We start from the raw sequence: 13,120 nt of genomic DNA, 5'->3' as shown, positions 1-13,120 counted from the left end.
AATGAAAATGCTTAGTGACATTCCTCCTTTTTGTGTTATACTATTATTGGGATTAGAGATAAATAGTATAACGCATTCAAGGGGGATAACATATTATGACTCGTGTGGCAATTAATGGATTTGGACGTATTGGGAGAATGGTGTTTCGTCAAGCAATAAAAGAAAGCGCATTCGAAATTGTAGCAATCAATGCAAGCTATCCGTCCGAAACGTTAGCACATTTAATTAAATATGATACAGTACACGGTAAGTTTGCCGGAACAGTGGAAGCATTTGAAGATCACTTATTAGTAGATGGGAAAATGATTCGCCTTTTAAACAACCGTGATCCAAAGGAATTGCCTTGGAAAGATCTAGGTGTTGAAGTTGTAATTGAAGCAACTGGTAAATTTAATTCAAAAGAAAAAGCAATTCTTCACGTTGAAGCTGGAGCGAAAAAAGTTATTTTAACAGCGCCTGGTAAAAATGAAGATGTAACAATTGTAGTTGGTGTGAACGAAGACCAATTAGATATTACAAAACATACCGTTATTTCAAATGCATCTTGTACAACAAACTGTTTAGCACCTGTTGTGAAGGTGTTAGATGAGCAGTTCGGAATTGAAAACGGTTTAATGACAACTGTTCACGCTTATACAAATGACCAAAAAAATATTGATAACCCACATAAAGATTTAAGAAGAGCGCGTGCTTGCGGACAGTCAATCATTCCGACAACGACGGGTGCTGCGAAAGCGCTTGCAAAAGTTCTTCCACATTTGAATGGAAAACTTCATGGTATGGCACTTCGTGTACCAACACCAAACGTGTCTCTTGTTGACTTAGTAGTAGATGTAAAACGTGACGTGACAGTTGAAGCTATTAACGAAGCATTTAAAACTGTTGCAAACGGTGCGTTAAAAGGGATTGTAGAATTTAGCGAAGAGCCTTTAGTGTCTATCGACTTTAATACAAATACACACTCAGCTATTATTGATGGTTTATCTACAATGGTAATGGGTGATCGTAAAGTGAAAGTACTTGCTTGGTACGATAACGAGTGGGGCTACTCTCGTCGTGTTGTAGATCTTGTAACGTTAGTTGTTGATGAATTAGCGAAACAAGAAAATGTACAACATATTTAAGTGAATGAGGGAGAGGGCAATGGAATATATGCCCTCTTTTTTATTTTTTTCTGAAAAGGAAAAAAATTATATGAGTATATTTTCGGAAGTGGACATACCACGAAACCTTGGGATTACTGCATTCGTGAATCATTTATTTTTTTTAGGGAAAAGTAAAGAAGAAAATATGACAGAAAATCGAAAAAACTGTTGTTGCAAAATGAAAATAAACAAAGTATACTAACACTCGTAAACTTAAGAGCTGAGGTACGTAGTCACTACTTAAAGGGTTAGGACCTCTCTGGACTAACTTTCCCCCGTGGTAGTGGAGCAAGCCAAATTGCAAATTAGTTTTCAATTCGAACAGTTAGATTAAATTTACAAGGGGGAACTGTAGAATGGATACTATGGATACGATGGGTCGTCACGTAATCGCTGAACTTTGGGATTGCGATTTCGACAAGCTTAATGACATGCCGTATATTGAACAATTATTTGTGGATGCAGCACTAAGAGCTGGTGCTGAAGTACGTGAGGTTGCTTTCCATAAATTTGCACCACAAGGTGTAAGTGGAGTAGTAATTATTTCGGAATCACATTTAACAATTCATAGCTTTCCGGAGCACGGTTATGCAAGTATTGATGTTTATACTTGTGGGGATCGTATTGATCCGAATGTTGCTGCAGAATATATTGCAGAAGGTTTAAACGCGAAAACGCGTGAGAGCATCGAGCTTCCTCGAGGCACTGGTAGCTTCGAAATTAAGCAGAGAGAAACAAAAGCTCTTTAAAAAAGAACATAATTGATTTAAAATGTAAAGAGGTGTATAATGCACCTCTTTTTTAGTTTATAAAAAAGGGGAAATCTAACGTACTCATTAGTTGGATGAAGTGTGCCCTTACAGGTAAGTTAGCGCTTCATCTATCGTCTGATTTGAAGATGTGGCAGCTGGTTACTAGGGTATGATAAAACGAGATGATGTGTTTAAACTTAAAGTGGTAAGAGCGTTAGAATGAGTTGTATAATATTGTATATATATTTTTACGTGAAGTGAGTAAAGAAAAATAAAGATCAAATTGTAAAGGAGTGAATGAATTGCGTTGTCCATCCTGTTCTCATAATGGCACAAGAGTGTTAGATTCGCGTCCGGTAGACGAAGGGCGCTCTATTCGAAGAAGGAGAGAGTGTGAAAGTTGTTTAAGTCGCTTTACGACATTTGAAAGAGTAGAAGAGTCACCTCTTATCGTTGTTAAAAAAGAAGGTACACGAGAAGAGTTTAATAAAGAAAAGATTTTACGTGGTTTAATTAAAGCGTGTGAAAAAAGACCCGTATCTTTAAGACAACTAGAGGAAGTAACACAAAGTGTGGAACGTGAACTTCGTAATTTAGGTATTTCAGAAGTGAAAAGTGATATGATTGGTGAGATTGTTATGGAAGAGCTTCGTGATATCGATGATGTTGCTTACGTACGTTTTGCTTCTGTATATCGTCAATTTAAAGATTTAAATGTATTTATTGAAGAATTAAAAGATATACTGCAAAAAGAAAGAGAATAGAAGCCCTATTCCATTCTCTTTACATACTGTAAGGAATGAGATAAGAGAGCTAAAAGCGTAAGCTAATAGCTCTTTTTCGCTAATAAAATATATAATGAAGATAGAACGAATGAATTAGAGGATAGATTGGACGAGAGAAAGGAAACGCAAGAATGGAAAAACAGTCATGGATGGAGCTATTGCCGATTGATCGTTATAAAGTAAGTGCGAAAGGGCTACTACATAATTACGACCGAAAAGTGTTAACGATGTTGTATCAGCCGTTAATAGGTAGTAGAGCTTTTAGTTTATACATGACGCTATGGGGAGAGTTAGAGCAAGATCGTGTATTTGGAAAAGAGAATACACATCATTCCCTTATGGTGACCATGCAAATGCAACTTCCCGAAATATATGAGGAACGAGTGAAGTTAGAGGCGATTGGACTTTTAAAGGTATATATCAAGAAAGAAAAAGATATTCGAATGTTTATATACGAGTTGCAACCGCCTTTATCTCCAAAGCAGTTTTTTGATGATATTGTTTTAAGTATCTTTTTATACAATCGATTGAGTCGGACAAAATATAATCAAGTAAAGCAATATTTCTTAGAAGAAGAATTTGATTTTGCTTCTTATGAAAATGTTACGCGTTCTTTCAATGATATCTTTGGTTCGTTTAATCCTGGACAGCTCGAGCATGCGCAAGAAGACCTTCGTATTCCGAAAACGACAGCTATGCCAAGTAACGAGAAGGGAGAGGCTCCGAAAGTTTGGAATAATTTCTTTGACTTCTCCTTATTTGTAGATGGATTGTCTGCTCTTGTTCCTAAAAAAGCGATTACAGATCAAGTACGAGAATGTGTTATTACACTTTCTTACGTGTATGGTGTAGATGTGTTATCGATGCAGAATATCGTTCTTGGTGCGGTGACGGAAATGCAAACAATTGATATTGAAAGGCTTAGAAAAGGAGCACGTGATTGGTATCAATTTGAAAATGGTCAAGCGTTACCTGTATTAAGTGAAAGAGTGCAGCCTCATAGTGCGCGTATGATGAACGAGAAAGAGCCTTCTACGCAAGAAGAGATGCTAATAAAACAGTTAGAGGAAATCTCGCCAAAACAACTATTGAAAGAGATCTCTGGCGGTGCAGAGGCGACGAAAGCAGATTTGCAAATTGTTGAAGATGTAATGATCAATCAAAAATTAACGCCGGGAGTTGTGAATGTACTTATTTATTATGTTATGCTACGCTCAGATATGAAACTTGCGAAAACGTATGTGGAGAAGATTGCTGGGCATTGGGCACGCAAAAAGGTCGGTACAGTAGCAGAAGCGATGGCGCTAGCGAAAGAAGAAAACCGTCAATATCAAGAGTGGGCTGAGACGAAGAAAAAAGGCCGTCCGGCGAAGAAAACAGTACGACAAGAAATGGTGCCAGATTGGCTGAAAGAAGAGTCGGAAGAACAAGAGAAAGCAACTGTGAAGAAAGATGTAAGTAAGAAAAAAGATGCAAGTACATTAGAAGATGAACGAAAAAGATTGGAAGAAGTGTTGAAAAAATATAAGCGTGATTAATAGAAGAGAATGAACGCTCTTTGAGGTGAGAAAATGGAGCATATTCAAAATTCATTTGCAAAATTAATGGAAAATGAAAACTTTAAAAATAGATATGAAGTATTAAAGGCGGAAGTGATGGCGCATCCGCGTGTGAAAGAATTTATAGACGAACATCAAGGTGAAGTAACGACTTCTATGATTGAGCGCAGTCTTGTGAAGTTATATGAATACATTGGACAAAGTGTAGGTTGCGCGGATTGTCCGGATTTAGGGTCATGTAAAAACATGTTGCAAGGATATGAGCCAAAGCTCGTTATCCAAGGTAAGATGATTGATATTCAATATGATCGCTGCATTAGAAAAGTAGCGTATGACGAGAGAAAGAAATATGAAAAGCTTGTTCAAAGTGTATATATGCCAACTGATATTTTACAGGCAACTATGGAAAACCTAGACCCTACCGAGTTAGACGCACGTATCGATGCGATCGGTGCAGCGAATGAATTTTTAAGTACATATGAACCAGGTAAAAAAGTACAAGGTTTATATTTGTACGGTAAATTTGGTGTAGGGAAAACGTATTTGTTAGGAGCAATTGCAAATGAACTTGCTCAAAAGAAAATAAGTTCGATGCTCGTATACTTCCCTGAATTTTTACGCGAAATTAAAAGTTCGATTCAAGATAATTCGATTGGGGAAAAGATTGATGCGGTGAAACGCGTCCAAGTTTTAATGTTAGATGATATCGGGGCAGAAGCGATGTCGAGCTTTGTGCGTGACGATGTGCTCGGCGCAATTTTACAATTCCGCATGCTAGAAAACTTGCCGACGTTCTTTACGTCTAACTTTGATTTCAAGGAGCTGGAACATCATTTAACGTATACACAACGTGGTGAAGCGGAAAAAATGAAAGCAGCTCGTATTATGGAACGAATTAAATATTTAGCGAAACCAATTGAAATTGGTGGGAAAAACCGACGTCATAAGTAAAAGAGCAAGCTGAGAAGCTTGCTCTTTTGTATTATAGCGATATTTTCCTTTCAAATATGGGCTCGAAATATTCAGGTTAGCCGGAACTACCGATTGTAGGGGCGAAAATTTGTATGAATCTCTATCTGCCTCTAGCGCGTGCTCTTGAATTACTTTTTGGTGATCTTCAGTTGGTTTTACCCGCATAAAACCTCAAGATGATTCGATTTTTACAAATTTACCTTCAAATATTTTTATAACCTGTTTTATTGATGGATAAATTATACAATAAAAAAATATATGAGCTTGTATCATTTTTTTCTCCCTCCCTTAATATATATGAAACTAGCAAGTTGTACTGAGTGGAATGTCTAATGATAGAAGATTGTTTCTGCTGAGAGACTTTACCACGGCGGACTCTTAAAGGGTCTTTAAACCCTTTAGAGCGGGGATAAAAGGGGGGACAAAAGTGATTGAAATTTGCTTCGAAGAAAAAAATGATGCTATGCACGTATATAGACAACTACTGAAAAGAGCGGAGATATTATATAAGGAAACAAGTGTGTACTTACAGGAACAAAAAGTTGTGATTCACATACCGGGACGTGAATCGAATTATATTGAAAAGATTTTATTGCCAGTAATGGTGTATTTCATTGTGAATGTGAAACAGAATGAGTGGATATATACAATCTTAAAAGAAAAGTTTTTTTATGAAGAACAAGAAGAGTGCCATCAAATATTGCATATGGCACAGGAGATTTTAAAGGGAAGAAGAAAAGGAGTAGCGCAGGATTTAACACGCAATACATTTGAAGCATATATTAAGTCTTCTTTAAATAACTGGCTTTGTGATCCACTCTCATTCTCGTTTTCATCATATGTTCGTTTTCGTCTTCGTACATATAGAGAAATGGTAGCCAGGCTGGCTGAAGTGGCAATTGATGAGTACAAGATGGAACAAGAGTATCAAATGTTCATTGAGACGCTCCGGCAACAAGTTAGTAGCCGAAAATCGCGTTTGTCCTGTGTGCATCTTATCTTTGATGAAAGTTTTATTTTCTATGATGATAAAGGTAGACGTTTAAAACAGGAGAGATTGGTCCAATATATAGATGAAGATTTATTAAAGCAAAAGGATGTATATATTGATACGAAAGTAATTGCACCACTTCTGTCTATTTCGCCGAAAAAAATTTATTTATATACGAAAGAACAAGATCATAATATGATTATTACTTTGCGAAATGTATTTCAAGAACGGCTACAATTACATGGATTGCATGAGTTTGAGCGCAATGTGAAAAATTTAAAAAATAAAGGTAACGCCCTTGATTTTCTAAGTTTTTGAGCATATAATTACCTACATAAATGAAATATATTGAAATGTCATGATGAGGACATGAGTAGTTTTCTACGATTTCCAGAGAGGGAAGCCTTAGGGTGTGAGCTTCCTAGTACGGGATTATTACTTACCACCTCTAAACTTTAGCAGTGAACGGTTTTTCTAGTAATTGCTAACGGACAACACCGTTATGTTGAACTTGAGCAATTAACAATGATGTTAATTGGAACAAGGGTGGAACCACGAATTCAACACTCGTCCCTTTTTATGGGATGAGTGTTTTTTATTTTGAAAAAAAAGAGGAGTGACCAGTGATGGCAGATGTAGTTAAAATTACTTTCCCTGATGGAGCTGTGAAGGAGTTTCCAAAAGGCGTAACAACTGAAGAAATCGCAGCTTCTATTAGCCCAGGCTTAAAGAAAAAAGCTGTGGCTGGAAAATTAAACGATGAGATGATCGATCTTGTTACACCAATCGAAGAAGATGGTGCAGTTTCTATTATTACATTAGATTCTGAAGATGGCTTATACATTTTACGCCATTCAACAGCCCACCTTTTAGCACAAGCGTTAAAACGTTTATATAAAGATGTTAAGGTTGAGCTTGGCATTGGTCCAGTAATCGAAAATGGCTTCTACTACGATATTGATATGGAAGAAGCAATTACAGTTGAAGACTTCAAGAAAATCGAAAAAGAAATGCAAAAAATCGTGAACGAGAACTTAGAAATCGTTCGTCATGAAGTACCACGTGCAGAAGCAATTCGTCGCTTTGAAGAAATCGGCGATGAGTTAAAATTAGATTTAATTAACGATCTTCCAGAAGATGCAGTTATTTCAATCTATGAGCAAGGCGAATTCTTCGACCTTTGCCGTGGTGTTCACCTTCCATCTACAGGGAAAATTAAAGTGTTTAAATTATTAAGCGTTGCGGGTGCTTACTGGCGCGGCGATAGCAATAATAAAATGTTACAACGTATTTACGGTACTGCATTCGTTAAGAAAGCAGAATTAGATGAGCACTTACGTATGCTTGAAGAAGCAAAAGAGCGCGATCACCGTAAATTAGGTAAAGAATTAAAACTATTTACTAATAGCCAAAAAGTAGGACAAGGTTTACCACTTTGGTTACCAAAAGGCGCAACAATTCGTCGTATTATCGAGCGTTACATCGTTGATAAAGAAGCAAGCTTAGGCTATGATCACGTATACACTCCAGTACTAGGAAGCAGAGAGCTTTATGAAACTTCTGGTCACTGGAACCACTACCGTGATGGCATGTTCCCATCAATGGAAATGGATAATGAAGAATTAGTTCTTCGTCCAATGAACTGCCCTCACCACATGATGGTTTATAAAAATGATATTCACAGCTACCGTGAACTACCAATCCGTATTGCGGAACTTGGAACAATGCACCGCTATGAAATGTCAGGTGCGTTATCTGGATTACAACGTGTACGCGGAATGACTTTAAATGATGCGCACATTTTCGTTCGTCCAGATCAAATTAAAGAAGAGTTAAAGCGTGTTGTGAACTTAACTCTAGAAGTGTACAAAGATTTCGGTTTAGAGAACTATTCATTCCGTCTATCTTATCGTGACCCAGCAGATACTAAAAAGTATTATGCGGATGATGAGATGTGGGAGAAAGCACAAGGTATGCTAAAAGAAGCGATGGATGAAATGGGTCTTGATTACTATGAAGCTGAAGGTGAAGCGGCATTCTACGGTCCAAAACTTGACGTTCAAGTTCGTACTGCTCTTGGAAAAGACGAAACACTTTCAACTGTACAATTAGACTTCTTACTTCCAGAACGCTTTGAATTAGCTTACGTTGGTGAAGATGGTAAACAACATCGTCCAGTAGTAATTCACCGTGGTGTTGTATCAACTATGGAACGCTTCGTAGCCTTCTTAATTGAAGAATACAAAGGTGCATTCCCTACTTGGTTAGCTCCAGTTCAAGTACAAGTAATTCCGGTTTCTCCGCAAGTACATTTAGACTATGCGAAGAAAGTACAAGATGAATTACGCCGTGCTGGTATGCGTGTTGAATTAGATACTCGTGAAGAGAAAATTGGTTACAAAATCCGTGAAGCACAAATGCAAAAAATCCCGTACATGCTTGTAGTAGGTGACAATGAAGTAACTGAAAACGGCGTAAATGTACGTAAATATGGTGAACAAAAATCAGAAACAATCGCATTAGATGCTTTTGTTGACATGATTAAAGTAGAAGGAAAACGATAAGAAAAAGCCGCGGGATACCGCGGCTTTTCTATGTAATATAAATGAGGGGAACTAGAAATAATAACCATGTAACACTTATCACAAAAAAGTATTGCAAGTATGCTAGTTGTTTGTTACAATATTTCTTGTTGTTAGTAAAACACATCGCGTCTTCTTGACAGACGTCATGTCCTATGATAAACTCATCAAGGATAATAGAATATTGTTTTGTGGAACAAGTAGAAGCACCCGCTTCTCACCTGATGGACGCATTCGCAGTTAGCAGGTAAATGTATTTCTTACTTAAGATTTTACAAGTGTGGGTGTCGTATGCCCGCACTTTTTTTGTCGGGTTCTATGACTACAAAATATGTTCTGAGAAAACCTTGGAGGTGGCTTACTATTAGCAAGGATATGATGATTAACGAGCAAATTCGTGCACGTGAAGTACGTTTAGTTGGTGCAAATGGCGATCAACTTGGAATCAAGTCTCGTAATGACGCTTTAGACTTAGCTGCAGGTCTTAATCTTGATTTAGTATTAGTTGCTCCAAATGCGAAACCGCCAGTATGCCGCATTATGGACTACGGTAAATTCCGCTTTGAGCAACAGAAGAAAGAAAAAGAACAGCGCAAAAATCAAAAAGTAATTAGCATGAAAGAAGTTCGTTTAAGTCCAACAATTGATGAACACGACTTTAACACAAAACTTCGTAATGCTATCAAGTTTTTAGAGAAAGGCGACAAGGTTAAAGCGTCAATTCGCTTTAAAGGACGTGCCATTACTCATAAAGAAATCGGTCAACGTGTTTTAGATCGCTTCTCAGAAGCTTGTGCTGAAGTTAGTACAATCGAATCTAAGCCTAAAATGGAAGGACGTAGTATGTTCTTAGTTTTAGCACCGAAAAACGATAAGTAATAGATAGAGGAGGAAATACCTATGCCTAAACAAAAAACTCATCGCGGCGCTGCAAAGCGTTTCAAAAAGACTGGATCAGGTAAACTGAAACGTTCTCACGCTTACACAAGCCATTTATTCGCTAACAAATCTACAAAAGCTAAACGTAAACTACGTAAAGCTGGTGTAGTAAGCGCTGGTGACTTCAAACGCATTCGTCAAATGCTTGACAACTTAAAATAAGTTCGGCTGATATATAGAACAATTAGGAGGTAATATTATGCCAAGAGTAAAAGGTGGTACAGTTACTCGTCAACGTCGTAAAAAAGTAATAAAATTAGCAAAAGGTTATTACGGTTCTAAAAATACATTATTCAAGGTTGCTAACCAACAGGTTATGAAATCTCTAATGTATGCATTCCGTGACCGCCGTCAAAAGAAACGTGACTTCCGTAAATTATGGATTACACGTATCAACGCAGCAGCTCGTATGAATGGTCTTTCTTACAGCCGCTTAATGCACGGTCTTAAAAATGCTGGCATCGAAGTTAACCGCAAGATGCTTGCTGACTTAGCTGTTCATGACGAAAAAGCTTTCGCTGAATTAGCAACAGTTGCAAAAAACAACATTAACTAATTAATTAGTTGAAACCTTAGAAGAATTTTCTTCTAAGGTTTTTTTATTTGCATGTATTGCAAATATTCAATGGTTTGGACAATTACCTACTTATTATCGTTATCGATATGACAAAAATAATATAAAAGCTATAGCGATATAGAAGAATATACGCATGAAGTTGGGAGAATCCTCCTGGCTTTTTTTCATTTATGTTCCTTTGGGAAGAAGAGTATCTTTCCTAGCCGAAACTACACTGCTATAATGGAGAGATGATATGGAACTTTCATCGGAAGAACAATCTAATAGTGATGATTGAAACGTATTTGTAAATTAAGGACAAGCTATTTTATAAAGAGGTAGATAGCTGACTTATTAATAAGAAGTAAAAAATAATAATGAACTTTGAGATGAAACAACATTGTTGCGTAAAATGCGATGTTGGAGGAGGACAATAGAATGGACTTACTACAACTATTTAAATTACAAAAAGAATTAGATGATCGTATTGTGAAAGAACATGACTTACAACCGAAAAAGCTATTAAAAGAAAAAATGTTAGCCCTTCTTGTAGAAATTGGAGAACTTGCAAACGAAACACGCTGTTTTAAATATTGGAGCAATAAACCGGCTTCAGAACGTGAAGTTATATTAGAAGAATACGTAGATGGATTGCATTTTATTTTATCAATCGGAATTGATTTAGGTATTGATAAAAACTTCTTATTCTATAAATGTGCACAAACAAATAAAACACAAGTAGAAATTTTCTTAGACACATATGCGAAAGTGATTCGTTTTACAGATCAACCATCTATTACGAACTATATTGAATTATTTACAAGCTATCTTCGACTTGGGCAAGCGCTTGAATTTGAACAAGAAGAGATTGAAAAAGCGTATTTAGATAAAAATGAAGTAAATCATCAGCGTCAAACACAAGGATACTGATTTAATTTTTGAATATTTTAATTTCCTTTTGTATAATGAAGTGACTGAAGAAAAAGGAGGGTGTTGGCAATGACAAAATTAGACGCGACATTGACAATGCTAAAAGAGTTAACAGATGCACGTGGTATTGCTGGTAACGAGCGTGAACCACGTGAAGTAATGAAGAAATATATCGAGCCGTTTGCAGACGAACTTTCTACTGATAATTTAGGAAGTTTAGTTGCGAAAAAAGTTGGGGAAGAAAACGGCCCGAAAATTATGGTTGCAGGTCATTTAGATGAAGTTGGCTTTATGATTACGCAAATTGATGACAAAGGTTTCCTTCGTTTCCAAACGGTTGGTGGCTGGTGGTCACAAGTTATGCTTGCGCAGCGCGTAACGATTGTAACGCGTAAAGGAGATGTAACAGGTGTGATTGGTTCAAAGCCACCGCACATTTTACCTCCAGAAGCACGTAAAAAGCCAGTTGATATTAAAGACATGTTCATCGATATTGGTGCTTCTAGCCAAGAAGAAGCGATGGAGTGGGGCGTACGACCTGGAGATCAAGTTGTACCTTACTTTGAATTCCAAGCGATGAAGAATGAAAAAATGTTACTTGCAAAAGCATGGGATAACCGAATTGGTTGTGCAATTGCAATTGACGTATTAAAACAATTAAAAGGTGAAAAGCATCCAAACGTTGTATACGGCGTTGGAACTGTACAAGAAGAAGTTGGCCTTCGTGGTGCGAAAACGTCTGCGAATTATATTAAACCAGATATCGCGTTCGCAGTAGATGTTGGTATCGCTGGAGATACACCAGGTGTAACGTCAAAAGAAGCGCAAAGTAAAATGGGCGATGGTCCACAAATCATTTTATATGATGCTTCTGTTATTGGACATACTGGCTTACGTGATTTCGTAGTTGATGTTGCTGATGAATTACAAATTCCATACCAATATGATTCAGTAGCTGGTGGTGGAACCGATGCAGGTGCAATTCACATTTCTGTAAATGGTATTCCATCTATGGCAATTACAATTGCAACACGTTATATTCATTCCCATGCGGCAATGTTACACCGCGATGACTATGAAAATGCAGTGAAGTTAATTGTGGAAGTTATTAAACGTCTTGATAAAGAGGCTGTACATAACATTACATTTAATTAATAGAAAAAGCGAGGGAGGATATCCTTCGCTTTTTTATGTTTTAAAAAGGTCGCTCTAATCCTGCGGCAGTATGGGTTCCTAAAATAATTAAGCGCGTTAATTGCATTGCCATAAAATGTGGGGTATAGATCATACCCTTTTTAAGCCATGACATAATCATTCCTAGATGAGCGCCAGTAACATAGCTAATGAGAATATCACGAGGGACCATAAGCTTTTCGTCGTTAGGCTGTGAAATAGATAAGCTTAACGTTAAATATGTTTGAATGGCTTTCATCATTTTATGAGTATAGTTTCCAGCTGCTTTATCACCAAGCATAACGTTATAAAATTTAGCGTTTTCTGCGATATGCTCAAATAAAGCCAAAAAGGTTGGATGTGGTGAATCGAATGTCAGTTGAAACTCTTCTTTATTTCTAATTTTCGGTTTAATTACTTCCGTTAACTTCTCTAACATTTCTTCAATACTTTTTTCTAATAGGTTATATTTATCCTGGTAGTGGCTATAAAACGTAGCGCGGTTTACAGGAGCACGTTCTGCGATATGTTGCACAGTTACATTTTCAAAACCTTTTTCGCCTACTAAAGCGACAAAAGCATCCTGTATGAGTTGTTTCGTCCGCTTTACACGTGGATCATTTGTATTTTTAATAGACATTTTAACTTCTCCTCGTTTAGTTTTTCGCACTTAAACAACACATTTATATTATATTGTTGTTTAACCGACATTTCATACTCAAATTGTCGGTTGTAG

Annotated in this window: 13 protein-coding genes and 2 other annotated features; of the genes, 12 read left to right on the top strand and 1 reads right to left on the bottom strand. The window is 37.0% G+C overall.

All coding sequences use genetic code 11. The annotated features are described in order from the left end of the window. Nucleotides 1-95: 95 nt before the first annotated feature. The 12 genes from COI75_RS17560 to COI75_RS17495 all read left to right on the top strand — a co-directional run bounded on the left by COI75_RS17560 (nt 96) and on the right by COI75_RS17495 (nt 12,366). Nucleotides 96-1,124: a glyceraldehyde-3-phosphate dehydrogenase gene (locus COI75_RS17560; protein WP_000198961.1), complete on the top strand. Its 1,029-nt coding sequence runs from the start codon at nt 96-98 to the stop codon at nt 1,122-1,124. A 386-nt stretch (nt 1,125-1,510) separates the two neighbouring features. After that, a complete protein-coding gene (speD, locus tag COI75_RS17550; RefSeq protein ID WP_002003660.1) occupies nt 1,511-1,894 on the top strand; it encodes an adenosylmethionine decarboxylase in 384 nt (127 codons plus the stop codon). Nucleotides 1,895-2,199: 305 nt separating this feature from the next. Next, nucleotides 2,200-2,661, top strand: a complete 462-nt coding sequence (gene nrdR, locus COI75_RS17545; protein ID WP_001203687.1) for a transcriptional regulator NrdR — start codon at nt 2,200-2,202, stop codon at nt 2,659-2,661. 152 nt (nt 2,662-2,813) lie between these two features. Further along, nucleotides 2,814-4,220, top strand: a complete 1,407-nt coding sequence (locus COI75_RS17540; protein ID WP_000415020.1) for a replication initiation and membrane attachment family protein — start codon at nt 2,814-2,816, stop codon at nt 4,218-4,220. Nucleotides 4,221-4,253: 33 nt separating this feature from the next. Further along, on the top strand, nt 4,254-5,192 hold the full coding sequence (gene dnaI / locus COI75_RS17535) for a primosomal protein DnaI (protein WP_000400108.1): 939 nt from the start codon (nt 4,254-4,256) through the stop codon (nt 5,190-5,192). Between the two features lie 448 nt (nt 5,193-5,640). Next, nucleotides 5,641-6,522 carry a putative sporulation protein YtxC gene (gene ytxC, locus COI75_RS17525; protein WP_000569606.1) on the top strand — a complete coding sequence of 294 codons (882 nt, stop codon included), beginning with the start codon at nt 5,641-5,643 and terminating at the stop codon, nt 6,520-6,522. Between the two features lie 31 nt (nt 6,523-6,553). Further along, nucleotides 6,554-6,782, top strand: a binding site (T-box leader). 48 nt (nt 6,783-6,830) lie between these two features. Further along, nucleotides 6,831-8,768 (top strand): threonine--tRNA ligase, encoded by a 1,938-nt coding sequence (gene thrS / locus COI75_RS17520; RefSeq protein WP_000786082.1) that lies wholly within the window; start codon nt 6,831-6,833, stop codon nt 8,766-8,768. A gap of 210 nt (nt 8,769-8,978) precedes the next feature. Beyond that, nucleotides 8,979-9,099 (top strand) — a sequence feature (ribosomal protein L20 leader region). Between the two features lie 62 nt (nt 9,100-9,161). After that, a complete protein-coding gene (gene infC / locus COI75_RS17515) occupies nt 9,162-9,665 on the top strand; it encodes a translation initiation factor IF-3 (RefSeq protein ID WP_170958527.1) in 504 nt (167 codons plus the stop codon). Between the two features lie 21 nt (nt 9,666-9,686). Further along, nucleotides 9,687-9,887, top strand: coding sequence for a 50S ribosomal protein L35 (rpmI, locus tag COI75_RS17510; protein WP_001125945.1), 201 nt, complete (start codon nt 9,687-9,689; stop codon nt 9,885-9,887). A gap of 37 nt (nt 9,888-9,924) precedes the next feature. After that, nucleotides 9,925-10,281: a 50S ribosomal protein L20 gene (rplT, locus tag COI75_RS17505; protein WP_001138362.1), complete on the top strand. Its 357-nt coding sequence runs from the start codon at nt 9,925-9,927 to the stop codon at nt 10,279-10,281. 438 nt (nt 10,282-10,719) lie between these two features. Beyond that, the gene (locus tag COI75_RS17500) at nt 10,720-11,211 is read left to right on the top strand and encodes a dUTP diphosphatase (RefSeq protein ID WP_000365057.1); all 492 of its coding nucleotides are present in this window, start codon (nt 10,720-10,722) and stop codon (nt 11,209-11,211) included. Between the two features lie 69 nt (nt 11,212-11,280). Further along, entirely contained in the window at nt 11,281-12,366 is a 1,086-nt protein-coding gene (locus COI75_RS17495) for a M42 family metallopeptidase (RefSeq protein ID WP_098448517.1), read from the top strand. Nucleotides 12,367-12,406: 40 nt separating this feature from the next. Here COI75_RS17495 and COI75_RS17490 read toward each other — a convergent pair whose 3' ends face one another. Beyond that, nucleotides 12,407-13,024 (bottom strand): TetR/AcrR family transcriptional regulator, encoded by a 618-nt coding sequence (locus COI75_RS17490; protein ID WP_000023654.1) that lies wholly within the window; start codon nt 13,022-13,024, stop codon nt 12,407-12,409. Between the last annotated feature and the right edge of the window lie 96 nt (nt 13,025-13,120).

Source organism: Bacillus cereus, from assembly GCF_002564555.1.
In the GTDB taxonomy this organism is placed as follows: Bacteria; Bacillota; Bacilli; order Bacillales; family Bacillaceae_G; genus Bacillus_A; species Bacillus_A cereus_K.
Note: the sequence above shows the minus strand (reverse complement) of the source record. Positions and strands in the feature narration are given on the sequence as shown.

Coding starts and splice junctions, on each gene's coding strand:
- COI75_RS17560 (WP_000198961.1), top strand. CDS start 96: ATGACTCGTGTGGCAATTAATGGATTTGGACGTATTGGGAGAATGGTG.
- speD (WP_002003660.1), top strand. CDS start 1,511: ATGGATACGATGGGTCGTCACGTAATCGCTGAACTTTGGGATTGCGAT.
- COI75_RS17540 (WP_000415020.1), top strand. CDS start 2,814: ATGGAAAAACAGTCATGGATGGAGCTATTGCCGATTGATCGTTATAAA.
- dnaI (WP_000400108.1), top strand. CDS start 4,254: ATGGAGCATATTCAAAATTCATTTGCAAAATTAATGGAAAATGAAAAC.
- thrS (WP_000786082.1), top strand. CDS start 6,831: ATGGCAGATGTAGTTAAAATTACTTTCCCTGATGGAGCTGTGAAGGAG.
- infC (WP_170958527.1), top strand. CDS start 9,162: ATGATGATTAACGAGCAAATTCGTGCACGTGAAGTACGTTTAGTTGGT.
- rpmI (WP_001125945.1), top strand. CDS start 9,687: ATGCCTAAACAAAAAACTCATCGCGGCGCTGCAAAGCGTTTCAAAAAG.
- rplT (WP_001138362.1), top strand. CDS start 9,925: ATGCCAAGAGTAAAAGGTGGTACAGTTACTCGTCAACGTCGTAAAAAA.
- COI75_RS17500 (WP_000365057.1), top strand. CDS start 10,720: ATGGACTTACTACAACTATTTAAATTACAAAAAGAATTAGATGATCGT.
- COI75_RS17495 (WP_098448517.1), top strand. CDS start 11,281: ATGACAAAATTAGACGCGACATTGACAATGCTAAAAGAGTTAACAGAT.
- COI75_RS17490 (WP_000023654.1), bottom strand. CDS start 13,024: ATGTCTATTAAAAATACAAATGATCCACGTGTAAAGCGGACGAAACAA.